The organism is Calothrix sp. PCC 7507 (assembly GCF_000316575.1).
Classification (GTDB): Bacteria; Cyanobacteriota; Cyanobacteriia; order Cyanobacteriales; family Nostocaceae; genus Fortiea.
In genome coordinates, this window is the sequence record NC_019682.1 from 1,842,465 (window position 1) to 1,867,373 (window position 24,909).

Consider the following 24,909-nt stretch of genomic DNA (forward strand, 5'->3'; position numbering starts at 1 on the left):
TACCCCAATGTATTACTTTCTATTTTAGTGGAATTTGGCAAGCGATCGCGTTTTGGAGATGATGGCGATCGCACCACACAACTTGCAACAAAACTTAAAGTACGAACATACACAGGCGTAGTATATGTGATGGAATTACATAAATCATTATTGGCAAAAATTCAATTGCCAAACATAGCATATAGTTTTTGTTGCTAAAAGTTTTGATCACTAACCATAAGATGGTGTATAGTCTCTTGTTAACTAAATACAGAGAGATTCTGTCTATGATTCGAGATTTAGTGCAGGTAAGCCAAACACCAGCTTCCATCATAGGAAATTGAAACTTATGAAACAAGTTTGGCTACCATCTGTAAGTTATAATCTTTGGTCTTTATCAGATTCACGAGTGGGTCAAGAATTCTGGTTTTGTGATATGAAGCGAGGCTTTAACAAGGTTCGTCAGAAAGAGCCTCAAGTTAAAGCTCTGTTGGAAGACAATAAACATCAGAGAATTGGGAAATTAGCACAAGGCGGAGTTTATGAATTTTATCAAAACCCCCAACTTTTGTCACAGTCTGAAGGTGTAGAAGAAGTTGCAGCTATCTTGAAACTCAATCAAGAGCCAGAGGAAGTTCAAGAGCGAATTATTGTGATTCTGAATAACTATTACAAAAAACCTATTTTAGTTGGCAAAGAAATTATTCAGTTGAGCAAAGGTGATGAAGGATTTACTTCACCGATCACTATCCAAGAGGGCAGTTATTATTTCCATCTATATGCACCAACTGACTGCACTTTTAAACAGCCAGATGGTACTATTCATATTTTAGATTTCAAGACAGGTAAATCAGACTTTGACCGACGACAGGCTTATGTCTACTTGTTAGCAGCTAGCTATCTCTATCCACAACAACCATCGGTTGCCTCATTCTACAACTTAGAAGCTGTCTTGGCATCTGACATAATTACAGCCACTCCTGAACAACTCAAATTTGTGCAGATAGAGCTAGCAGATATAGCAAAACGATATGAGCTTGAAAAAATGCATTATGGCGAAAACCCAAATGATTTTGCAAAAATATTTCCTCCCAATCCTGGTAGTGCCTGTAGGTACTGTACCTTTAATTCAATTTGTGAATTTTCTGTAAGTGAGGTTTCTAGGTGATTGCAGTAGCAACTATTAGTCAAACAAAGGCTTTATCTTCTAGCGAGATTTTCCGTCTAAATTTTTCAAATCTTAATATAATGTGCTTTCAACTGAAACCTGAGATTGAACAGGAGGAAGGCATTAGTTTGAGCTTCCATCTTAGTCGGATTTTACCTCACATAGTCGTTATTTGGGATAAGCCATATTTTTATGCTCTTGGTAAATTCAAGAACTCTATGCAGGATTTTGGGATAGAGTGGGAAGCTATACTAGAACAAATTGCTGCGGAAGGAATAAAAGACTTTAGCGATCGCACTTGGCAGTTTCAAGAAGTTCAACTCCCTAAAGCAGTCTCAGCAAATGTTATTTCTCTATTAGCTTATCAGGTATTAAAGACATCTAAACCATATCCCTTTTCATCTATAACTGCTCTGTCTAAAAATGGTGTGCAAGTAAGACGTGAGGCAAAATTTTGGGCAGAACCCATCGAAATACATGGAACTTTACAACCTGCTATTACTTTAACAATGAAAAGCAAGTTTTTGTTAACAAAAACTTTGGCTGATTTCTATCTTAATCATCCTGAAAAGCATAACCCAGAGAAGCTTTTAATTGATCTGAATGTTCGCTCTCTTTCTGATGATATCCAAGGTAATGGTACTATCACCCAGCTTATTAAAGAGCCTTCGTTGATACACAAGCAAAAACTTATTGAGCAAGCCAAGAATGAAATTAGTAAGAAAGCTCTGCAAGATGATCTATCTAATAAACTCCTGGTGGCTGTTAAATTTGGTAAAGGTAAAAAACTGTATGAATATGGCATGACTGCTTTGCGTCCCTGCGTTACATCTGAAACAGCTAGTAGGTTTGGGGTTAATTGGGGAGAATTACTCAAAAAAACAAAAATTTCTTACAAAGAGCGAACAGATTTATTAGCTACCTACAAAAAAGAAGCTGAAAATGCTTTAAATAATTATGGATTTGAGTTAGGAATCAGCATCAACAGCCGTCACTATCCAGAGTTGTTTTCGCAACCACAAGTTCCAATTGAAAATACACCCCTACTATTTGGCAATGGATTTATTAGCACTCAAAATAAAATTCTTACAGGTCTTTCTAGAGGTGGTGTTTACCGCCGACACAATAAATTTTCTGACCCATCCAGACCAATTCGGATTACTGTTCTGAATATTTGTGAGGTGGGGTTCGATGACTTTATACAAAAACTTAAAGAACGGTTAAAAAGCTATAAATTTGAAAGCCTATTTGATACCAAATCAATATCGCTAAAAAACTTAAGTGATACTCAGGCAAGAGCAAAAGTTGAGGAAGTAGTCAATGAATTAATGGAAATTTCACCTGAAATAGTTTTGGCGTTTTTACCCCAGAGCGATCGTAACGCTGATGAGGAAGAGGGTGGTAGTCTTTATCACAAAATATACGATCTATTGCTTCGTCGCCAGATAGCTAGCCAGATGATTTATGAGGATACATTGAAGAATCCTGATTATTCCAAATACAAAAATATTCTCAATCAGGTGGTTCCAGGAATTCTCGCCAAGGTGGGTAATTTACCTTTTGTTCTGGCTGAACCTCTCCCAATAGCTGACTATTTCATTGGTTTGGATATTTCTAGAGAATCTAAGTCAAAACTGGCTGGAACAGTTAATGCTTGTGCAAGTATTCGTCTTCATGGCAAGCAAGGGGGGTTTATTCGCTATCGTCTAGAAGATGCTTTGATTGAAGGTGAAGAAATCCCTAAAAGAGTACTAGAAAAACTATTACCAGCAAAGGAACTAGAAGGAAAAACCGTACTGATTCATCGTGATGGGCGCTTTTGCGGACAAGAAGTTGCTAATCTCCTAGAATGGGCTGAAGCTATTGGCTGTAAATTAATATTAGTAGAGTGTAAAAAGTCTGGTAGTCCTCGACTATACAATTTTGTTAACAAAACCATAACTGCACCAGAAAAAGGTTTAGCACTGCGTGTTTCTTCTACTGAAGCAGTTCTGGTAACAACTCAAGTAACTGAAGAGATGGGTCTTGCTGATCCTTTACGCTTGACAGTTATCACTGCAAACCATCCAGCTTTAATTTCTCCTCCCATAGAACAAGTGGTTGAAATTACCTTGAAACTCACTTTACTGCATCATGGAGCATTAAAAATGCCTCGCTTGCCAATGCCAGTATATGGAGCACATAAGATGGCAAAATTGCGATTAAGGGGAATTTATCCAAGTAGTATGTTGGAAGGCGATTGCCAGTTTTGGCACTAAAATAAACCTCAAAGTTACAGATATTTTGGGATCGCTATCTTCATCAAGAAACGGTGTTAGTATTGCCAAATTTCTGATTTTCCACATCTAATTTTTCAATTCCGCCAAAAACAATTAACCAAACCACTACTACCACCCAGTGAATTACGACTACCACAAATAACGAACCTGTAAGGGCATAAGCAACTGTACATATTATTCCTAATAATGCGGCTAAAACCAGGAAAACGGGATTAAAAAATGTGGGAAATCCAGCTTGAAAAAATGTCTTTGCATTTACCGGATGATAGAAAACAAATAGTAATAAACTCCCTATACCCCACAAACTCCAATGTAACCAATTGGTATTTTCGAGAGGATGAGGTAGCAGTAAAACTCGGAAAAATAGTTCTTCAACAATTGCAGGTAAAAATAAGCTGCGACATATTAACAAACATTTATCTAGCAAATTTGCAGACCAAATTTGCATCTGCAAAAATTCTAATTTAAAACCTAAAGGGATAGCTATAACGCCATAAATTCCTAGCATCGCCGCAATAACTAACCAATGTTGTAATGTGGGAACTACTAGCGACGCTAATAGGCGACTGATAATAATTGTTAGCAGTGAAATATCAGTAAAGGGAATTTTGATTTGTCCGAAAAATACTGTGGGTGCGATGGGTGTAATGTCAGGTTGCCAACCACCTACTTGATTGGTTCGCAATATTTGCATAGTTGCACCATGTTTTAAAAATATCGCGGTGAGGTCGTCTTGTGCCAGTCGAGGCATGATTGTTCGCCATGTTGTCAAACCTGCCCAAATGCTACCATCTTGAAATGGTTTCGTTCTTTTTCCGATTTTTTTACCTGGGAGTATACTTGCTTGACTTTTCCAATCAGCACGGACTATCTCTAAGGGTGCTAATTGTTTTTCCAAAGATTGGCCTAGTTCGACTAGCTGCTGAAAGCGCAAGGCTTGCGGATGACTGAGGTTGGCTTTTAACCAAGTTTGAATTTGAGGAGTTGTAGCAACTTGGTTTTGAATTGCCAGTATCGTAGCATAAAGTGCTTGGCTAGAATCTTGTACGCATGAAGTGGCTGGTGATACCGTTGCGCCACCAGTACCATCGCCAACGCGATAACGAGCCATTGTCACTTGTAACTGTTGCTGTAATTCGCCTAAAGGTGAAAGTTTCACACCATCAAAATCATAATCTTGAGTTACGGGATCAAATTTAATCAAAATATCTGATACTGGACGTGTTGCGAGCCATCCGCGTTGTAAATTGCCCATAAAATCAGCCCATGTATGCGTTGCGGCGATAATTCCATCGGGGTTATGGGCATAAATTTGATGATATTTAGTATCGAAGCGTAATTCGTTAGTAAACTCGTCGCGAACAACTTCTGCAATTCCCACAGCAAAATGTCCGGTGATAGTATAAGGTACTCCCAGTGGTTCACCTTTACGTCCGCCAATTCCACCGAACAGATGTAGTGCGATCGCTTTATCGCCTTCGCTCCATTTTGATATAGTATAGGGTGTATCTAAGTTTGGCGTTTCTACTGGGTTTAATAATACAGTATTGAGTTTACCTTTAAGTTTTTCTGTATCTCGCCAATTCAAAGTTTTGATGTAATTTAGTGCTGATTCTTCACCAGTAATGATTTGACTGGGTGGAATCTGAAAGAGAGAACGAGGGGCGAGGGCGCTAACTACAAACGTACCATTGATATCGTTAGCACCGTAAATATACCACCCATCTTTACCGGCAGGTGATGTTTCGATTTGCTCCGCAGTTGAAGGTGCAAAATTTCGCGTATCTATTACTTGTTGGGGAATACGAATAGTTTCTGTAACACCATCAAACTTGGTAGAAGTAGGGTTGTAATGCTGGACTAAAAAATAATCGCGCTTCTGCTTCTGTTTTTTAGATGAAAAAGTTCTGGTTTCAGAGGTAATTGGTTGAATTATTTTTACCAAACCATAAAACCTACCAGTCACTAAAACAGGTTCGCGTTCAATTTGCAAAAGAGATTTTTCCCCACTTTCTGCAATTATTGTATTTGCATCTAAAGCGACAATGGTATCATCATGAGGATTCGCACCAGCCAAAGACCTTAAAACACCTACTTGACGCACTCCATTTAGTCGAAAAGGATGAATCATCCCTTTTTTTTGACTTTTAATAACTTCGGAAGTGAAATTTACATCTTGCGTGACAGCTTGAACGTAAGCAAGTAAATCTTCATGCTTTTTCCACTCCAAACGCACAATTTTTCCTACCAAGTTTTGGGCTGTAGGTGGTGCATGTTGCACTTCCAGCCACACCCAATCTAACCCATCTTGTAATTGCTGTTTCGTCGGTAAAATTAACCTTCCTACCCAGTCGGCGATAGGTTTATAAAGGTTTGCAGATGGAATTTGTGTAACGGGATAAAAACTTGGTTGATTAAAATCTTGTCGGGTATGTATTGCGTAATTGCTTTGTTTTGGTACTAGCTGCGGTTGTCTTGCAGTAAGTGACAAGATTGCAACTACTGCTAGTATTGATAGCAGTAAAAATATCGTAAATCTTAACTTTATTTTTCGACTCAAGTCACGTAAAATCAAGGATATATACTGATTAACGTTAGAGAAATTATACTCTATAAATTACTCATTGACAAAATAAACAAAAAATGTATCTAGTGGGAAAGAGCGATCGCTCTTTCCCAAAATGCTGAAATCTTTCTCAAATAGGGCATTTGCACAGCTATGGCAACCACGCTGAGTGGTCTATCGCATTAATTTTGCTGGGTTGCGAGATCCCCGACTTCTTTAAGAAGTCGGGGATCTGAACACGACGAACCTATTAAAACTTTTGGGACAGTCCACTACCTACTTAACAGTTGCACAGGATTTTGAATGGTTAAAACCTGCAAAAACGAGCTAACGGGACACGGATTTAATAATCTAAAATTTTTGTATGGTACGTTAACAAAGTAACGCACCATCTTGATCTCATGGGCGGTGCGTTGCGCTTGGCCATAACGCACCCTACTAAACTAAGAATATTCTCCATTTTTGTTGGTGAATTTCAACGTAAACAGCGAATTGCTTCTAAAAGACCCCGCGCCTTATTTAACGTTTCTTCATATTCTTTTTCGGGTTCAGAATCAGCTACTAAACCAGCGCCAGCTTGCACGGTTACTGTATTGTCTCGCAGTACCATTGTGCGAATGGCGATCGCACTATTTAATTGCCCTTCAAAATCATAATATCCATACACACCAGAATACACACCACGGCGACTAGGTTCTAATTCGTTGATAATTTCCATCGCCCGAATTTTGGGCGCGCCGCTGACAGTACCGGCAGGGAAGCTGGCTTTTAATAAATCCCAGGCGGTTTTGTTTGATGCTAATTTACCCACCACATTACTGACAATGTGCATCACATGGGAGTAACGCTCAACTACCATTAATTCATCAACTCTGACGCTACCGCTTTCACAAACCCTACCCAAATCATTCCGCCCTAAATCAACAAGCATGACGTGTTCGGCAATTTCTTTGGGATCTTGGAGTAAATCCTCTGCAAAAGCTGCATCTTCCTTGCTGGTTTTACCCCGTGGACGTGTCCCCGCAATGGGACGGACTGTGGCGATGATCTCACCATCAATATCACGTTCTGCTTTCACCATCACTTCGGGACTGGAGCCGATGATTTGCCAATCTTGGAAGTTAAAGAAAGCCATGTAAGGCGAGGGATTAATCTGGCGCAGGGAACGATAAAGAGCAAAAGGATCGCCTGTATATTCTGTTGATAGCTGCTGGGAAACGACTACTTGGAAGATATCCCCGGCTTTAATATAATCTTTGGCTTTTTCGACACTGGCGCAGAATTCTGGGCGGGTGAAGTTGCTGGTATATTCTGCTGTTTTGGAGGGGGAACCCCCGCTTGGGGGTGTCCATGAGAGTCGGGTTTTTTCTGGCGACAGGGGTAGAGATAGCTTGTCTACCATCTGGGTGACGCGATCGCCCGCTTGCTGATAAGCTGCCTGTAAATCTACTTCTGGATCGCGTAAATCAGCATAGGCGATCGCCCAAATTTTCCGCTTTACTTGGTCAAAAATCAACAGGTGGTCTACCTGCATCCACAATCCATCCGGAATATTACGCTTATCTTGTGCATGAATTGGCACTCGTGGTTCTATCCAGTGAATCAATTCATAGCCCCAAAAACCAAACAAACCGCCAATCCCTGCTGGTAATTGCGGTAATTTGACTGGGTGATATGGCTCCAGACATTCGGCTAAAGCTGTAAAGGGGTCGCCTGTAAAAACGACCTGGGAACCATTGCGATGTGTCTGGGTTGTATGATTGCCTCTTGCTTCCAACACCCACAAGGGATCGCAACCCAATAAACTATAACGCCCCAGTTTTTCCCCACCTTCCACCGATTCCAGCAAAAAGCTATAAGGCTGACCAGCGCAAACTTTATACCATGAAGATACAGGCGTATCTAGGTCTGCAACCCATTCCTGATAAACCGGTACAAAGTTACCTTGTTTAGCTAGCTCTTTAAACTGGTCAAAATCGGGAAATATCATAAATTAGGGAATGGGGAACAGGGAATGGCAGGGGAGCAGGGAGCAGGGAGCAGGGGGAGATGAGGGAGTGTGAGCAGAAAGAGAATTAATGCTACCCTCTCCTCTCACACCTCCCTCTCTTCCCAATGCCCAATGCCCCATGCCCATGCCCTAATAACTATGCGTCGTGGGTAGCTTTCCCACTGAACTTAACCTGTGATGGACTGGGATTTTGTCCGATTCTGCGTGGTACATAACGCACTTTCTCACGACCTGGGTTGACCTTCTCAGGGAAGACACCATCGGCTGGGTGAATTAAAGTGGTTTCTCCACTGGGCAAAATCCGGTAAATTTTGTAGTCTGTGATTTTGAATTTCCGGAGTTGACCACCTAAAGCAATGCCGTATTCTTTACGAGCGATGTACAGCAGGTTTTCACCTTGTAGCATTGTAGCAGCGCCACCTGTAGGCAATTCAAACACTTGTTGTTTAGGGCTAGTCCAGGTAATAGCGTACTTTTCTTCAACTGCTGCTTTTGTCAGCAAGCCGCCGGTGCTGCCAGCAAATAGCGGGGTTTTTCCAGAGAGTGTTTCTGCCATAAAGTAGTCTCTCAACGTTTTTAGGGCATCGTAACACCGCCAACAGGATCATATTGCGATCGCGTCATAGACTGTAACAGTTTTTAGTCATTGGGCATTACTCTCGTCCCCAAGTGTATTGGGTATAACGACCAATAGAGCGCAAATCCTGCTTGGCAAATTCAGTCAGGCGAAAAGAGGGCATCAGGATAACTTTTCCTTGTCCAACTCTGCCAATAGTCCATGTAAGAAATACTCAGCAAAGCCGCTATTCTCACCTTCTTGCAATGCCCGACGCAACGCAGCAACTTTCATTTCATGCTCCTCCAATAATCGTAGTCCGGCGCGGACAACTTCACTGGCGGAAGAAAAACGCCCGCATTCTACCTGGCTATTAATAAATGCCTCGAAATGGTCTCCTAATGTAACGCTGGTATTTTTTTGCATACTACCTCCTCTGCCCCCTGCCCCCTGCTCCCTGCCTCTTTGCCCCATCACCCCTGAACAATGGGAATGGTAAAGTGAAACTGACTGCCTTGGTCTTTGCCATTTGACTCTGCCCAAATTTTACCGCCCCAGCCGTTGACAATTTGGCGACAAATTGCTAGACCCAGACCAGTACCGCCAGTAGTGCGTCGCAATGCGCCCTCTTCTTGATAAAAGCGATCAAAAACTATTTCCAGGCGGTTAGGTTCTATACCCCGTCCAGTGTCAGCGACAGTCACCTCCACCATCTGCTTAGTGTTACGAGCGGCTTTAATGCTGATTTCTCCTTGTGGTGGTGTAAATTTACAGGCATTGTCGATGAGTTTTGCTAAAACCTCGACTAACCAATCACCGTCCGCTCTAACTAGAGGGAGGTTACGGGCAATTTGAGTCTTGATTTGGGGGGGCTTTTCTGTGGCGGAACGGGTGCGGAGTCGGCTGAGTGAGAGATCGATACACTCTTGTAATGCTAGGGATTCTGGATGCCATTCCACCCGTCCACTTTCCAGGTTAGAAAGAGTCAAGAAATCTTGTACCAATTTCCGCATTCGTTCTGAGTCAGAAAGCGCCGTTTCCAGCATTACCTGCTGCAATTCCTGGGGCATATCTGGTTCACTGGCAAGACTTTCCAGGCACACTTGAATGGTGGATAAAGGGGTGCGGAGTTCGTGTCCGGTGATGGCAATCAGGTTGCTGCGCGTGCGATCCAAGGCTTCTAATTGCTGGTTAAGCTCTCCGAGGTTGGCGTAAGCTTCCGCTTGAATCAGCGCTGCACCTACTTGGGTAGCGATCGCTTTGACTAAATCTAATTCCCCTGCTTGACACTCATGGGGCGGCAAATTGCAATAGTGTAATTCTACGATACCTAGTAGTCGCCCTTGATACAATACTGGTTCCATCACCCAGGAACGAATGGCAAACTTTTTCGCGATCGCCGCCAGTGCAGCTGAATTTGTAATCAACGGGTCTAGAAAAGTATTGGCAATACAGATACCCTCTTCGTGATCTACTATTTCTCGAAATAGAGGATTGTTTTCTAACTCCCAAGTTTGGCCACAAACAGATAAAATACCGGGCATCAAAAACTCGTGTTCAATGATGGCTTTGGCTTCTGTAGCCTGAGCGCGATAAATTAGACAACGGCCAGCACCCATGTGTTGTCCTAGTTCTTGTGCTGCTACTTGCAGTACTTCATGGGGATCAAGCGATCGGCGAATCGCCGTGCTAATTGAGTTAATCAAGCGTTCTTTGCGTGCTTGAGCGGCGATGGAACGGTAAGCTTTATGCAATTTGTATTGACTAGCTTGCAGGTAAGTCACCAGGCGCTGTACAAAGGGGTCAGTGTCAATGTCACAAGCATATTCATTGCTTTGCTTATCTCCAGAGTTGCCTCTCGGTTCCCCTAAACCAAACCTCTGGCGAGCCTCCTTAATTTTACCCGCCAAATCAGGTCTGTAAATCACAATCCTGTCTAACAGTAATTGCGCTGCTTTCAAGCTGACTCCCCGTTCCGAAGTCCAAATACCTTCAAATCTCCGCGCTGTGTCTATATCCAAACCAGGGCTAATATCTGGGAGTTGCTTATTTTTGGCAATAGAGCCTAGGCTTTCCCGACAAACCAGACAAGTAGCATAGTTTTCCGCAATCACCACCAAATGCCACTCTTGGGTTAAAGCATCATTTGGCTCAAAAGCTACTTTTTCGTAGTACTCTGAACTGTTGGTGAAATCTGTTTCTGGAGCCGATAACACGTATATTTGATTACTTCGTTGGGCTAGCCGTTGGTATCGATGAGCTTCTTGGCGGTAAAATCGCTCTCGTTGAAAGCTAGCAATTACTAGGGGCTGAACTAAAGTCGCCGCCAAAACCTGATCTTCCATCGCGTGGGAAAGCGCTGTTAGTGAAGCCTTGAAATATAGCTGAGGCCGCAGGTAGGGTAGGAACTGTAGCAAATCACTCAGAACGGAAGTCGAAATGCTCATGAATATCGTTAAAGGAGCCACAATCTGGACAAGATCCACGTCACAGCTGCATTGTACAAATTACAACGGACTCTCAAGTTAATCAGACAGTTGCAATATGTAAAGAATCCTGACAAGGATTTTCTGTAAAAGCAGACGTAACGCTTTGCTCTCAACTAGAAGAAGCTAAGACAGCTTGTTGACAAGTTAAAAAGCCTTGAGTGAAAAATAAACCAAAACAGGTTATGTATCTGTCGTTTGCACCCTGGTGTGTCGTCAGCATACAGGTGGCGTAGCCATTCGCCACAGCCGCTTTGTATTTTACCCAAGTCCTCTTGATCCATTTGTTGGCGTGTAATGTTTCAAATAATAGGCTACTATGCCCAATATACATTTTTGACTAGATCGGGCATTAGTTCAGTAACTTAAGTTTAGTGACAAAAGTTATTTAAATTCACACCATAAAGTAGCCACAATCTATGTTGTGTTCGTAAGACTACTATACAAATACAATAATTTGAATTTATAAAAATTAATAATTTGATTAACTAGATTTTTCGGAAAGTACTCATTGAAATAGAAAATATTCCCATTTTCAAAAAAGTACGGATCTTTTTCTGGTTCAAATAAATCAGCTAAATCTCCAACCGTGCATCTTGTGGTTTAGCAGCGATCGCTATTTCCGAATTGTGTTCATACACCCTGGTTAAAATGTTTCACTCCGCTATCGCTACGTACTCCTACGGGGAAACAAGCTACAACATGACAAATCAGCTTTAAATTTCAGCGAGTTTTCGTGGCATATTCAGCATAAAATTAAATTTTTGATGAACTTATAAAAAAACTCATATTTTGTGAATGGTAGCAATTTATCCCGCTCTCAGCCATCAACAACCACAATTTCCGTATCTTAGCTGAAATATTCTCTATACTTTATGTCTCTAAAGGAGCAGCGGTCAGGTGGATTAGGACGTAAAATGATCGTAAAACCCTGACAAAAATTGACTTTTAAGCCCGTTGCCTGCGACAAATTAACCAAAAAACACCAGTTTTGAGTCTTGACTGGAGATTTATAAAAGTTTTAAAAATATAACTTTATACATATTTTGTTATATGAATTTTGATAGCTACTGTTTTACCAGCAGTGTGTGAGTATTATTTTTGGCTCAAACGGATCAAATGAATTTTAGAGAGCGTCTGTGTTCTGTTGAACGCCGATTAACCTGCAAAAATTAGACCCATACACGGAAATTTGGCTGATGACACCGGATATACTGATGACCCCAGAAACAATTTTCCTGGAAGGAAAAACTTTCATTCCTGCAGAACAATTACCTATCCCAGAGTGGCCTTGTGTGATTAGTGAAAGACCACAGCCAACTCTGACACTAAAAGATGATGATTTGTTTTTGGTGACAGATACCATCGGTAATATTTCAGGCTGTTCTCTCAACGATGGTAATCCCAGTATGGGACTGTTTTGCTGCGATACGCGATTCTTGAGCCGCCTGGAGTTGCAAATAGCAGGGCGATCGCCTATCCTTCTGAGCAGTACCGCAGAAAAAGGGTTTTCACTCTCAGTTCTGTGTACCAACCCCACAATTGAAGAAGGGCTAAAAGCAGAAACTGTCGGGATTCGTCGGGAAATTGTCCTCAACGGCGCATTCTTTGAAGAAATAGAAGTAGCAAATTACAGCACAACTACCGTTAATTTTGAGCTAAGTCTCAGCTTTGATGGGGATTTTTGGGATTTATTTGAAGTGCGGGGCTATGGAAGAGAAAAACGGGGTAGGCTATTACGCCTAGTAGAACTGACTGCAGAGGAAGGAGTATTATTTGCAGCCGATGGCGTTACGCCAGCACAGACTCACGATTCAAAAGAAGAATCCTTGACACTCGCCTATCAAGGTTTAGATGGTTTAGTCATGGAATCCCGGATTCAATTTCAACATCGCCAACCAGATTATTTTAAGGGTTACACTGCAGTTTGGCGGCTAGAGTTAGCTTCTCACGAAACCCAAAAATTGGGTTATCGGGTGAAAATGTTGAGAAACAACCAATCTAGTTCCATTGTCAGTGCCGCCGTCACCTTAGTGCAAGCGAAAGCCGCTGAGTTGATGGAAGAACAACAATGGCTACAACAAATTACCCGCATTAGTTCAGATAAGACTATTTTCAATCGCGTGATTGAAAGAGCTGAACAAGACATGTATTTGTTACGCCAGTCTTTTGGTAAATATCAAACACTTTCTGCAGGGGTGCCGTGGTTTTCTGCTTTGTTTGGCCGGGATTCGCTAATCACAGCTTCTCAATCCTTGATGTTAAACCCGCAAATCGCCAAAGAAACCTTGATGCTACTAGCGGCACACCAAGGTAAAATTGAGGATGAATGGCGCGAAGAAGAACCAGGGAAAATCCTACACGAGTTGCGCTTGGGTGAAATGGCTCGTTGTCAAGAAATTCCCCATACACCCTATTACGGTACTGTTGATGCCACGCCGTTGTGGTTGATGCTGTATGCTGAATATTACGCTTGGACTAACGATCAAGAAACTCTAGAGCAACTTTGGCCAAATGCTCTCGCCGCAATGGAGTGGATCGATCGCAATACCAAACAAAATAGCTATCTCGCTTATTTCCGTAAATCCAAACGTGGTCTGACCAATCAAGGCTGGAAAGATTCAGGTGACTGTATAGTAGACCGTAAGGGAGAACTAGCTAACGGCCCCATCGCCCTTTGCGAAGTCCAAGCTTATGTTTATGCAGCCAAGATGCGCCTAGCAGAAATTGCGAGGATGAAAAAGCGGCTGGATCTAGCAGATCGTTGGGAAGAGGACGCGAGAAATCTGAAGGCGCGTTTCCACAGAGATTTTTGGATGGAAGACCAGGATTTTTGCGCCTTGGCTTTGGATGGTGACGGTAAACAGGTAAATAGTATTACATCCAATCCTGGTCATTGTCTACATTTGGGCATTTTTGCACCTGAAAGAGCCTACAGTGTCGCAGAGCGGTTGCGGGCACCAGATATGTTTAATGGTTGGGGTATTCGTACTCTGAGTAGTTTGTCACCGGCTTATAACCCGATGGGATATCATATCGGCTCAGTTTGGCCGCATGATAACGCGATTATTGCGATGGGTTTGCGATCGCTTGGTTTAATAGATCAAGCCCTAGAACTCTTCCAAGGCTTGTTTGACATGACTAGCCAACAACCATATCAAAGGCCTCCAGAACTCTTCTGTGGCTACGAACGTAATGGAGATAACGCCCCCGTTCAGTATCCAGTTGCTTGTACTCCCCAAGCTTGGGCTACTGGTAGTGTCTTCCAACTATTGCAAATGATGGTTAACCTGGTACCTGATGCTCAAAATAACTGCTTACGAATTATTGACCCAGCTTTACCAGAGTCGATTAATCGTCTATCGTTGCATAATTTGCGAGTCGGTGCTACCATCCTTGACTTAGATTTCGAGCGTTCTGGTAGCACCACTGCTTGTCGCGTTGCGAAAAAACGGGGCAATCTTCGGGTGGTGATTGAAGCGTAGAAATTAGTAGCAGGCGGACTGATTGACTTGCAACTTCAATTTGTGACAACAAGGCTGGCCGCCTGTCTGCTTTTGTTTTTGGCGATCGCGTTTTTGCGGTAAAATCTCCGGATCAATGCACAAAATAGCACGCGAAGTCGGGGAATTTTGTTGCAACCGTTGAATCTCAATTTCCAATAGATCCCGTCCTTCTTGAAAGAAGCGTTGGGAACTGGTGGGATAGGAAAGGGCATTTGTGATTCTTGGGTTATCAAAGGAATTTGCGATTTCTTGGGCATCAACAAGAAAGGTATTTCCCTCGATGAAAGCCACACTAAATAAAGTTGAAACTGTAAAGATGAGTAATTGTAGACATTTCATCAGTCACTCTTCCTGAGCTGATTAAGTTAGGTCTAAACTAGGCTGTTGACTCTGAGGGTTTTCAGCCCAAAATGCATCATACAAAATAATAGTCGTGGTTAATGTTCTCATCAGGGCACGGCAGTGCCGATGCCCCTACGGCAAACACAAAAATTGCATGATAATTTTTAGCTAATTTCGTACAAAGTCAACAGCCTAGGTCTAAACCGCTATCTTGATTCTAGCTTTGTCCTATGTGCTGGAGGGGCAATCTTTTGTTGATATATCATTCAAGAATATATAATTTAACTTAAGTGAGTTTTACATTTGAGTATTTCGCAGTGCGGCAAAGAGAATTTGATACCGATGAGGTTTTGGCTATAGCAATGGAACTGTTTTGGCAACTTGGCTATGCCAATACTTCCATGAAAGATATTGTGCAAGCAACAGGAATACAACCTGGCAGCCTGTATGCTGCTTTTGGTGACAAGGAAAAATTATTTCAACAAGCACTCAAAAAGTATACTCAGGAATTCTTTCGGGCTTCTATGCCACGTCATCGTCCACCTTTGGAGTGTATTCAAAAATGGTTTGAGCATTTGGCAAAAGCGATGACAAATGACTCCAAACATAAAGGATGTTTAATTATCAACACCGCTGTAGAGCGAGAATCCCATTCCCCAAGCACAATTGCCATTATTGAGGATCGTTTAGACGAGATTGAGTCATTCTTTCGCCAAAATCTGGCTCAGGCGCTACAGGATGGCGATTTACCTGATTCGTTCGAGGTAGAAATCATCTCTAAAGCACTGCTGGGAGTCGTTGTCGGGATGTTGGCAATTGCGCGGATACGACACGATGCTCAAACTTTTAGCAGCATTGCCGCAGGAGCGATCGCTTTACTTCCCATCAAGTAATTTTCTTTCTTTGTGCTTGACAATAGAATTTTTATCACGTTATCTTGAATGAGCGTTCAATTTGAATAATCATTCAAGATAACAACCATGAACAAAGTAATTCTACACGGCTTTCCTGTGAGTCCATTTGTCCGCTCGGCACGCATTGCGTTAATTGAAAAAGGGGTTGACTATCATTTCAACGAGATTACTCTTGACTATCTCGCCACTGATGAATATGCTCAGATCAATCCATTTCGCAAGATGCCTGCATTTGAGCAAGACGATTTTATTCTCTACGAAACTCCGGCGATATTAGGTTACGTTGATGAAGCTTTTGCTGGACAGTCTTTGCAGCCGAACAATCCAAAAGCACGCGCTCAAATGCACAAGTGGATTGCTATTTCCTCAAATTACCTGTATCCCATCGGTGTGATACAACTCTTCGTGCAACGCATCATGTATCCAATACTCGGTGTTGAAACAAATGAATCTGTTGTTGCTGAGTCAGTTAGTACCGTTGCTCAGTATTTAGATGTGTTGGAGAGCGAGATTGCAGGTGCATTTCTGCTTGGTGACACCTTGAACTTGGCTGATATTATTGCTGGGGCAATGGTATATTGCATTAACATGACCAAGGAAGGTTCTGAGTTGGTCAAAATAAGACCCAAGACAGCAGCATGGTTAGAAAATTTAAGCCATCGAGAGAGTTTTAGACAAACTTTGGCAGATATCATCAGCTAAAACGCTGATTTATTCGTTGACAGTTGACAGTTAAGGTGATTTCTAGAAATAATTTTACCCATTGGAGGGCAAACAACCGTCATTGGTGTCAACTTAAGCTACAGATGGCTTATTTGTTCGCTGACACACCCGCCCTGAGCAGAGTCGAAGGGCTGATAGGCAAAGTTTACTCAAGTAAACTGGGGATGAAGTGAGAATTTTTAGTCATCTCTCAACAAGCGTGAGGTACATCAGTAAGGGCAAGGCAGTGCCGTGCCCCTACATAGCGTGATATAATTCTGTACCTCATCTGAATGGGAAGCGCTATATCTCTATCTGACATTTTGTGTAAGAGAAAATATTGGTTACTGTATGACCTGAAACATTACCTTAATACATTACCAAAAAAATTAAGGCAGGAATTTTTCTAATTTACCTGCCTTGGTTTTTATATTTTTAACTTATCACTGCTAACTAGCCGCAGTTTAACCTTCCTCTTGATTCTCAACCTTCTGCGCTGAAGAAGCTTCATATAAAGCGTCGAGGTGTTGGCGAGCATCTTCAACGTTGATCGAACGCATCACTAACAGCGGCTCTTTGATTAAGTTGCCTGCATTATCTAATAACTCTGGATGAGGGATAAATTGATTTCTGGATGAGGAATTGTTCATGTGCGAATATTTCGCCGGATAAGTTCGCTCTCGATCAAAACTGAACATGATTAAGTTGCGGATTAAATTACCAACGGCTATAAAAGCAAGGATAGTAAAAGCAAGAATGTAAAGTAGGTGTAGCATCGGGGTTTCCTCCAGAAGAAGCAAGTTTTAAAACCTTATACTGTGAAGTTTCGCTTCGCCGATACGTCACGGCTAGAGCTAACAACTAACGCACTTTGTGTGTGCCTATGTTTTTATGGGGGATGTATCAATCGTTATTCAAAATAAAGTAGCAGATGATACATTAATTTTTTGTTAATTCAAACTTTATTAAGGATTGCTTAAGAATTTTGTAATTTCTATTGCATCTTTACACTGTCGTGTTGTTGGTAAACAGTCTATCGAAATTCACTAAGTAACAAAATCCCAGATTAAACTTCCCGCGCTTGATGGAAGCGCATGGATACATTCCAGCATTCTGCTACTAATTGATGCCAAGGCATGATCGTCGCCATATCAATACCGACTTGTTCATCAGTTGCGGTAAACAGCATCTTGGCCGTGTTGAGTTCATTTTGAGCGTGCTTAACTCGCAAGAGTAGGTCAGATTGCTCTTGCTCACTCATAAATGATATCTGCTCGCTTTCCAGAAAGTCACGCGATCGCGCAAACCAATACTGAAAATCTTCCAACAGCGGTTCCAAAACTGTTTTGAGCAACTCAGTCCCTGGTAAATTTGAGTCTCGCATAAATGAGAAGCATACTTCTAACTTTCTTACTTATATTAACGTCATTTACGATTCTTAACATTTCTCTATCTTCCCTCACAACGTAGATGAACTAAAAAATCAGTAACAATAAGTACATTTTTTGGCTAATTTTCACCAGAGAGTTGATAAATATGGCCTCTGAAACCTTTCAAAAGCTTGTTATTGGGCAATTAAAACCAAAAAGATCGATAATTATATAGAGAAATCATCCGAAATATAGATTTTTATTAGACAAATAAATTTACAATTGTTAATCTAAAAAAATCAAATGCAGCAGTCACACAACTAATTAACAACAGTAATTAAACTCGCTATAGTTGGATAAGTCTAAACATGAATAGGGAATGGGGCGTTGGGCATTGGGGAAGAAATAACTCCCGACTCCCAACTCCCAACTCCCAACTCCCAACAACTTCGCCAACGGTTCAGCAGCCAATGTCGCCTAATCAAGCCCCCAATCAGCCAGAACAACCCGAAAAAATTTATTTACCGCGTACCAGCGAATCAGAAACATTAAAAAAGATTCGTCACACAGCTTCTCATGTGATGGCAATGGCGGTACAAAAGCTGTTTCCCAAGGCGCAAGTGACAATCGGCCCCTGGATTGAAAACGGCTTTTATTACGATTTTGACAATCCAGAGCCATTTAGTGATAAAGATCTCAAAGCCATCCAGAAAGAGATGGTGAAAATTATCAATCGCAAATTGCCTGTCATTCGAGAAGAAGTCAGCCGCCAAGAAGCCCAAAGTCGGATTGAGCAAATTAAAGAACCGTATAAATTAGAAATCCTGGCAGATATCAAAGAGGAACCAATCACAATTTATCACCTAGGGAATGAATGGTGGGATTTGTGCGCGGGGCCTCATATAGAAAACACCAGTGAAATCAACCCCAAAGCCATTGAATTAGAAAGTGTCGCTGGCGCTTATTGGCGCGGAGATGAAACCAAAGCGCAGCTACAACGCATTTACGCCACTGCGTGGGAAACCCCAGAACAACTTGCTGAATATAAGCGGCGTAAAGAAGAAGCGCTACGGCGAGATCACCGCAAACTTGGCAAGGAACTGGGATTATTTATATTTTCAGATTTAGTCGGGCCGGGATTACCTTTGTGGACACCCAAAGGCACTCTGTTGCGGAGTATTTTAGAAGATTTCCTGAAGCAAGAACAGCTAAAACGCGGTTATTTGCCTGTGGTGACACCACATATAGCCAGGGTGGATTTATTTAAAACCTCTGGACACTGGCAAAAATATAAAGAAGATATGTTTCCTCTAATGGCGGAAAATGCAGAAGCAGCCGCCCTGGAACAGGGTTTTGTCATGAAACCGATGAATTGCCCGTTCCATATCCAAATATACAAGAGTGAGTTACGTTCCTATCGGGAACTACCGATGCGACTGGCGGAATTTGGCACTGTTTACCGTTATGAACAATCCGGGGAATTGGGCGGTTTAACCAGGGTGCGCGGTTTTACTGTAGATGATTCTCACCTGTTCGTCACCCCAGAACAACTAGACAGCGAATTCCTCAGTGTAGTGGATTTGATTTTGTCGGTGTTCAATAAACTGCAATTGAAAAACTTTAAAGCTAGACTCAGTTTTCGCGATCGCACGAGTGATAAATATATCGGTGGCGATGAAGTTTGGGATAAAGCCGAAGGTGCTATTCGCCGCGCAGTAGAACAACTGGGGATGGAACACTTTGAGGGGATTGGGGAAGCCGCATTTTATGGGCCGAAACTCGATTTTATCTTCAGTGATGCCCTAGAACGGGAATGGCAATTAGGAACTGTACAGGTAGATTACAACTTGCCAGAACGCTTTGAGTTGGAATACGTGGCTGAAGATGGCGCGAGAAAACGCCCAGTGATGATTCACCGTGCGCCGTTTGGTTCTTTGGAACGGTTGATTGGTATTTTGATTGAAGAGTATGCAGGTGATTTTCCCTTGTGGTTAGCGCCAGTGCAAGTTAGGTTACTCCCAGTGGGTGAAACACAACTAGATTTTGCTAAAGATGTGGTAGCAAAAATGTTAGCCTTGGGTATCCGCGCTGAAGTTGATTATAGTGGCGATCGCTTGGGTAAACAAATTCGCAATGCAGAGAAAGAAAAAATACCAGTCATGGCAGTTGTAGGAGCTAAGGAAGTCGAAACCAATACCTTGAGTATCCGTACCCGCGCTTCTGGGGAGTTAGGCAGTATACCTGTTGATGAGGTGGTAGAGAAATTAAAAAGTGCGATCGCTAACTTCTTGAACTTCTAGCAAACAGTAGGCTGGGTATTATCCACCTGTGTCAACTTAACGCGAAACCCGTGTCCCGCCTCAGAATGAATTCTGAGTCTCATAGCAAAAGTCATCTCAAGATGACTAAAAATTCTCACTTCATCCCCCGTTTACTTGAGTAAACTTTGCCTATCAGCCCTTCGACTCCGCTCAGGGCGGGTGTGTCAGCGAACAAATAAGCCATCTGTAGCTTAATTTGACACCAATGGGCATTGCCGTGCTACTACGAGAAATCTGTCTGTATCAGTGTTTTCGTGAATTGGTATAGGACTCATATTTGATTTCTGAAATACACGTAGGGGAGCCACCCTCGTGCGCGGGTTTCCCGCGTTGAGAGGAGTGGCGTTGGGCAATGCCCACCAAAACCCGGATGTGGTGGGCATTGCCCACCCTACACTTAAGATTAAAGTGTACGGAATTTTTTCAATAATCAAACCGGATTCCTATATAAGCGTTTCATCTATTTGGAATGGGTGGTTTATTTACGCCATACTGCCCCATATATTTTTCTATACTTACCTAGGGTAAAGTTTTATAAATAAATCGTTACAAAGGGAAGTAGAATTGCTTCATTACACAAATAAGTATTTTTTCTCATTGACATGATAGCGGATCAATTTCCCTGGCTGACGGCGATCGTCTTGCTCCCACTTGTTGCGTCTCTGCTTATCCCTGTGCTGCCAGATAAAGATGGTAAGCTCGTGCGGTGGTATGCACTAGGTGTGGGTATCGCAGATTTTGTTTTGATGTGCTACGCCTTTTGGCAGCATTATGATACCAGCAGTGCCACTTTTCAACTCGTAGAAAGTTACGCTTGGATGCCTCAAATAGGTTTTAACTGGGCAGTTTCAGTTGATGGATTGTCAGCCCCGTTTGTACTTTTAGCAGGTTTTGTGACGACATTGTCGATGTTTTCCGCTTGGCAAGTCGATCGCCGCCCGCGCCTGTTCTACTTTCTGATGCTGGTGCTATATTCTGCACAGGTAGGGGTGTTTGTCGCCAAAGACTTGCTACTATTTTTCATCATGTGGGAAGTAGAACTGATTCCTGTCTACCTACTTGTCTGCATTTGGGGTGGAAAAAAGCGCCGCTACGCAGCTACAAAATTCTTACTATATACCGCAGCAGCTTCTATATTTATTCTGGTGGCAGCCTTAGCAATGGCACTCTACGGTGGCACTGATGTCACATTTGATATGGCTGTGCTAGCAATGAAGGATTACCCAATTGGTCTAGAACTGTTGCTGTATGCAGGATTGCTAATTGCCTTTGGCGTTAAGCTGGCAGTGTTCCCGATGCATACTTGGCTACCCGACGCTCATGGTGAGGCATCTGCACCTGTGTCGATGATTCTGGCTGGTGTGCTGTTGAAGATGGGTGGCTACGGATTGATTCGCTTGAATCTGGAAATGCTTCCCGATGCACATATTTACTTTGCACCAGTTCTCGCTATTCTCGGTGTTGTCAACATTATCTATGGTGCGTTGAACTCTTTTGCCCAGACTAATATGAAGCGTCGTCTGGCGTATTCGTCGATTTCTCATATGGGGTTTGTCTTGCTGGGTATCGCCTCCTTCACAGATTTGGGAATCAACGGTGCAATGTTACAGATGATTTCCCACGGTTTAATTGCATCAGTGCTATTCTTCTTGGCAGGCGTTACCTACGATCGCACTCAGACAATGGCGATGGATGAAATGGGTGGTATGGGTCAGGCTATGCCCAAAGTATTTGCATTGTTTACAATCAGCGCTATGGCTTCTCTTGCTCTCCCTGGAATGAGTGGCTTTGCTAGTGAACTCGCCGTGTTTGTCGGCATCACTACCAGTGATGTCTACAGTTCCACCTTTTGCACCGTGACAGTTTTCCTGGCAGCAGTGGGAGTTATCCTCACACCAATCTATCTGCTTTCGATGCTGCGTCAGGTATTTTACGGCACTGGTGCAGAACTCATCTGCAATCTTGAAGACGTAAATTCGCAGAATCAGGAAGATGATGAAGCGGTTTGTTTTGGTACAGATTGTGTCTTGCCTAATCAGTCAATCTACAGAGATGCTACTCCGCGTGAAGTGTTTATCGCTGCTTGTTTTCTGGTGTTCATTATCGGCATCGGGCTTTACCCCAAAGCCGCAATGCAGATGTACGATGTGAAAACTGTGGCGGTGAATGCTCAGGTTCGCCAATCATATGGCGTTATCGCCGAAGCTAATCCGCGAATTTATGCCCAAGGGTTGTTAGTGCCGACAATTGCAGAGTCAGAAGCAGCGCCAGTTTTGGGAACCTTGAAGTAAATTCTGGGAAATCTATTTGTGTGGAAAATTGAGCGATCGCTTGTTCGAGTTGAGGGCGATCGCTTCAACTATATATTAAGCAGAAAAAGTGCCACCAATACATGAGATGCTAGTTGAGCGATCGCTGAGTATTTTTATAGATGTGTGTTGTTTCTAGTGTCACTGTCACCGTTCCCGCCACCACTGCGAATTTGGGGCCTGGTTTTGACTGCATTGGTGCCGCTTTAACGCTTTACAACAAAGTTAAGTTTACTCACCTCGATGAGGGTGGGTTAAGTATTTATGTCACAGGAAAAGAAGCGGAACGGGTACAAACTGATGAGAGTAACCTGATTTATCAGGCGTTTACAAAGTTATATCAACATATAGAGCAGACACCACCGTCTGTGAACATAGAGATTGATTTGGGTGTACCGTTGGCGCGGGGTTTGGGTAGTTCAGCCACAGCAATTGTTGGTGGGTTGGTGGGTGCGAATCAACTGGCGGGTGAGCCTTTGTCTCAGTTGCAGGTGATGGAATTAGCGATCGCCATCGAAGGACACCCTGATAATGTAGTACCAGCATTGTTGGGGGGTTGTCGTCTGGCGGCTACAAGTGCATCAGGTTGGGAAATTTGTGATGTTCCTTGGCATGAGGATATAGTGCCAGTATTGGCGATTCCTGATTTTGAATTATCAACTTCCGAGGCGCGGCGCGTCTTACCAACTGAATTTAGTCGTGCAGATGCAATTTTCAACACGGCGCATTTGGGATTATTGTTACGCGGCTTGCAAACTGGTAAGGAAGAATGGTTAACTGCTGCTTTGCAAGATAAATTGCATCAGCCTTATCGCCAAGCCTTGATTCCTGGTTACGATGCGGTGAATCGTGCTGCTGTCTCATCTGGTGCTTATGGTGTGGTGATTAGTGGTGCGGGGCCGACATTGTTAGCGCTGACAGATGATGAATATGCACCACATGTGGAAGCGGCCATGAGAGCGGCATGGAAGACAAAAGGAATTATAGCGGTTGTGCGATCGCTATCTCTAGATCACCAAGGCGCAACCAGCTTTCACGAAGAATGATTGAGCAAATTCCAGCAGAAATAACGGCGCTTCACTTACATAAAGAGTTGTGAATTTGCCAATGTACAACGGGTAGAGCCAGTTAGTGCGGTAAACTAAATTTTATGTTTCCTAGTTTTTTACCTAGCGCAGTTGGGCAACTGACAGACCCCGCCTCGATCGCACTAGCTCAAAGTGTTCAAAGTCAAGCGATCGCTACTCCTCTAACTAATCAACCAATCACCACGACCTATGTCACTCAAGGTAGTGGTGGCACACCTATTTTATTAATTCACGGCTTTGACAGTTCTGTGTTAGAGTTTCGGCGTATTTTGCCACTGCTGGCGGTTGATCATGAAACATGGGGAGTAGATTTATTAGGTTTTGGATTTACAGACAGACTAGCAGGGATAAAGTTTAGTCCAGATGTCATAAAAACCCATCTCTACCACTTTTGGAAAACCCTGATTAATCAACCTGTAATTTTGATTGGTGCTTCAATGGGGGGTGCTGCGGCGATTGATTTTACACTGACTTACCCGAAAGTGGTGCAAAAATTAGTACTAATTGACAGTGCTGGTTTACAAAGGGGTTCACCATTAAGTAAGTTAATGTTTCCCCCACTGGATTATTTAGCAACTGAGATTTTGCGTAACCCTAAGATCCGCTCAAGCATTTCTCGTGCTGCTTATAAAAATCCCAGTCTTGTTTCTCTAGATGCTCTATGTTGTGGAGCTTTGCACCTACAAATGCCAAGTTGGAGTCAAGCTTTGATTGCATTCACTAAAAGCGGTGGTTACAGATCTTTTAGTATGCAAAAATTATCACAAATAGTGCAACCAACGCTAATTTTGTGGGGCGATGACGATAAAATTTTAGGCACTGCGGATGCTCAGAAGTTTAACAGAGCAATCCCCCACAGTACACTAATTTGGATTCAAAATTGTGGTCATCTCCCTCATTTAGAAAACCCACAAGTTACTGCCCAACACATTTTAGAACTTTGCAAAAAAGGTTAAAAGGGAAAAAAGCGTTGCTGATGGAAAATGTAAATTATCCTCACGCAAAGAAACAAAAGCATAATTTTGTAATTTAATATCCCGATTCATCAACGCCGGAAAAAGAGTTTTCTAGTAGCGCGGCAACCTTAAAATGTTGGGCTAATACCATTTTTAATAATAATAAAAACACGTTGCTAAGGACACTAAGAACATGTTTGAAAAATTTTGCCAGGGATAAAAAGTCATACTGAGTGGAGCTTTGCGGAACGTACCCCTTTGGGGATCTTGATCCCCAAAGAAGTACCTGCTCTCAAACAGAGTGATAAACGTGGTTCAAATAACGAAATTTCGTTCTTGGTTGGGAAATCAGAAAC

General features: G+C 42.5%; 17 protein-coding genes. 9 read left to right on the forward strand and 8 right to left on the reverse strand.

Annotated elements, in window-relative coordinates; all coding sequences use genetic code 11:
* Positions 1 to 328 precede the first annotated feature (328 nt).
* Positions 329 to 1,147 carry a PD-(D/E)XK nuclease family protein gene (locus tag CAL7507_RS08125; protein WP_015127981.1) on the forward strand — a complete coding sequence of 273 codons (819 nt, stop codon included), beginning with the start codon at positions 329 to 331 and terminating at the stop codon, positions 1,145 to 1,147.
* Entirely contained in the window at positions 1,144 to 3,405 is a 2,262-nt protein-coding gene (locus tag CAL7507_RS08130) for a Piwi domain-containing protein (protein WP_015127982.1), read from the forward strand. Before CAL7507_RS08125 ends, CAL7507_RS08130 begins: the two co-directional genes overlap by 4 nt.
* 43 nt (positions 3,406 to 3,448) lie before the next feature.
* On the opposite strand, the gene CAL7507_RS08135 is transcribed toward CAL7507_RS08130, so the two are convergent.
* From CAL7507_RS08135 to CAL7507_RS08155, 5 genes are all read right to left on the reverse strand, one after another.
* Positions 3,449 to 6,001: a type II CAAX prenyl endopeptidase Rce1 family protein gene (locus tag CAL7507_RS08135; RefSeq protein WP_015127983.1), complete on the reverse strand. Its 2,553-nt coding sequence runs from the start codon at positions 5,999 to 6,001 to the stop codon at positions 3,449 to 3,451.
* Between the two features lie 466 nt (positions 6,002 to 6,467).
* Positions 6,468 to 7,982, reverse strand: coding sequence for an anthranilate synthase component I (gene trpE, locus CAL7507_RS08140; RefSeq protein ID WP_015127984.1), 1,515 nt, complete (start codon positions 7,980 to 7,982; stop codon positions 6,468 to 6,470).
* A 157-nt stretch (positions 7,983 to 8,139) separates the two neighbouring features.
* The gene (locus CAL7507_RS08145; RefSeq protein ID WP_015127985.1) at positions 8,140 to 8,559 is read right to left on the reverse strand and encodes a photosystem I reaction center subunit II PsaD; all 420 of its coding nucleotides are present in this window, start codon (positions 8,557 to 8,559) and stop codon (positions 8,140 to 8,142) included.
* A 183-nt stretch (positions 8,560 to 8,742) separates the two neighbouring features.
* Positions 8,743 to 8,985 (reverse strand): type II toxin-antitoxin system ParD family antitoxin, encoded by a 243-nt coding sequence (locus tag CAL7507_RS08150; protein ID WP_042341981.1) that lies wholly within the window; start codon positions 8,983 to 8,985, stop codon positions 8,743 to 8,745.
* Between the two features lie 47 nt (positions 8,986 to 9,032).
* Entirely contained in the window at positions 9,033 to 11,006 is a 1,974-nt protein-coding gene (locus CAL7507_RS08155) for a DICT sensory domain-containing protein (RefSeq protein WP_015127987.1), read from the reverse strand.
* A 1,238-nt stretch (positions 11,007 to 12,244) separates the two neighbouring features.
* Between CAL7507_RS08155 and CAL7507_RS08160 the strand changes: the two genes are divergently transcribed.
* The gene (locus tag CAL7507_RS08160; protein ID WP_015127989.1) at positions 12,245 to 14,530 is read left to right on the forward strand and encodes an amylo-alpha-1,6-glucosidase; all 2,286 of its coding nucleotides are present in this window, start codon (positions 12,245 to 12,247) and stop codon (positions 14,528 to 14,530) included.
* A 3-nt stretch (positions 14,531 to 14,533) separates the two neighbouring features.
* On the opposite strand, the gene CAL7507_RS08165 is transcribed toward CAL7507_RS08160, so the two are convergent.
* The gene (locus CAL7507_RS08165) at positions 14,534 to 14,890 is read right to left on the reverse strand and encodes a hypothetical protein (RefSeq protein ID WP_015127990.1); all 357 of its coding nucleotides are present in this window, start codon (positions 14,888 to 14,890) and stop codon (positions 14,534 to 14,536) included.
* A 320-nt stretch (positions 14,891 to 15,210) separates the two neighbouring features.
* On the opposite strand from CAL7507_RS08165, the gene CAL7507_RS08170 reads away from it, so the two are divergent.
* Both CAL7507_RS08170 and CAL7507_RS08175 read left to right on the forward strand, forming a co-directional pair.
* Complete coding sequence (locus CAL7507_RS08170) at positions 15,211 to 15,786, forward strand: TetR/AcrR family transcriptional regulator (protein ID WP_015127991.1); 576 nt, start codon at positions 15,211 to 15,213, stop codon at positions 15,784 to 15,786.
* 87 nt (positions 15,787 to 15,873) lie between these two features.
* Complete coding sequence (locus CAL7507_RS08175) at positions 15,874 to 16,509, forward strand: glutathione S-transferase family protein (protein ID WP_015127992.1); 636 nt, start codon at positions 15,874 to 15,876, stop codon at positions 16,507 to 16,509.
* A gap of 464 nt (positions 16,510 to 16,973) precedes the next feature.
* On the opposite strand, the gene CAL7507_RS08180 is transcribed toward CAL7507_RS08175, so the two are convergent.
* Together CAL7507_RS08180 and CAL7507_RS08185 are read right to left on the reverse strand one after the other, a co-directional pair.
* Positions 16,974 to 17,285 (reverse strand): DUF2973 domain-containing protein, encoded by a 312-nt coding sequence (locus tag CAL7507_RS08180; protein WP_015127993.1) that lies wholly within the window; start codon positions 17,283 to 17,285, stop codon positions 16,974 to 16,976.
* Between the two features lie 290 nt (positions 17,286 to 17,575).
* Entirely contained in the window at positions 17,576 to 17,893 is a 318-nt protein-coding gene (locus CAL7507_RS08185) for a DUF2605 domain-containing protein (RefSeq protein ID WP_015127994.1), read from the reverse strand.
* Positions 17,894 to 18,349: 456 nt separating this feature from the next.
* Here CAL7507_RS08185 and thrS point away from each other — a divergent pair, with 456 nt between their 5' ends.
* The 4 genes from thrS (at position 18,350) to CAL7507_RS08205 (ending at position 24,553) form a co-directional block, all read left to right on the forward strand.
* Positions 18,350 to 20,179 carry a threonine--tRNA ligase gene (gene thrS / locus CAL7507_RS08190; RefSeq protein ID WP_042341242.1) on the forward strand — a complete coding sequence of 610 codons (1,830 nt, stop codon included), beginning with the start codon at positions 18,350 to 18,352 and terminating at the stop codon, positions 20,177 to 20,179.
* Between the two features lie 623 nt (positions 20,180 to 20,802).
* Complete coding sequence (locus CAL7507_RS08195; RefSeq protein WP_015127996.1) at positions 20,803 to 22,491, forward strand: NAD(P)H-quinone oxidoreductase subunit 4; 1,689 nt, start codon at positions 20,803 to 20,805, stop codon at positions 22,489 to 22,491.
* Between the two features lie 140 nt (positions 22,492 to 22,631).
* A complete protein-coding gene (gene thrB, locus CAL7507_RS08200) occupies positions 22,632 to 23,555 on the forward strand; it encodes a homoserine kinase (protein WP_015127997.1) in 924 nt (307 codons plus the stop codon).
* A gap of 104 nt (positions 23,556 to 23,659) precedes the next feature.
* Positions 23,660 to 24,553 (forward strand): alpha/beta fold hydrolase, encoded by an 894-nt coding sequence (locus CAL7507_RS08205; RefSeq protein ID WP_015127998.1) that lies wholly within the window; start codon positions 23,660 to 23,662, stop codon positions 24,551 to 24,553.
* Positions 24,554 to 24,909 lie beyond the last annotated feature (356 nt).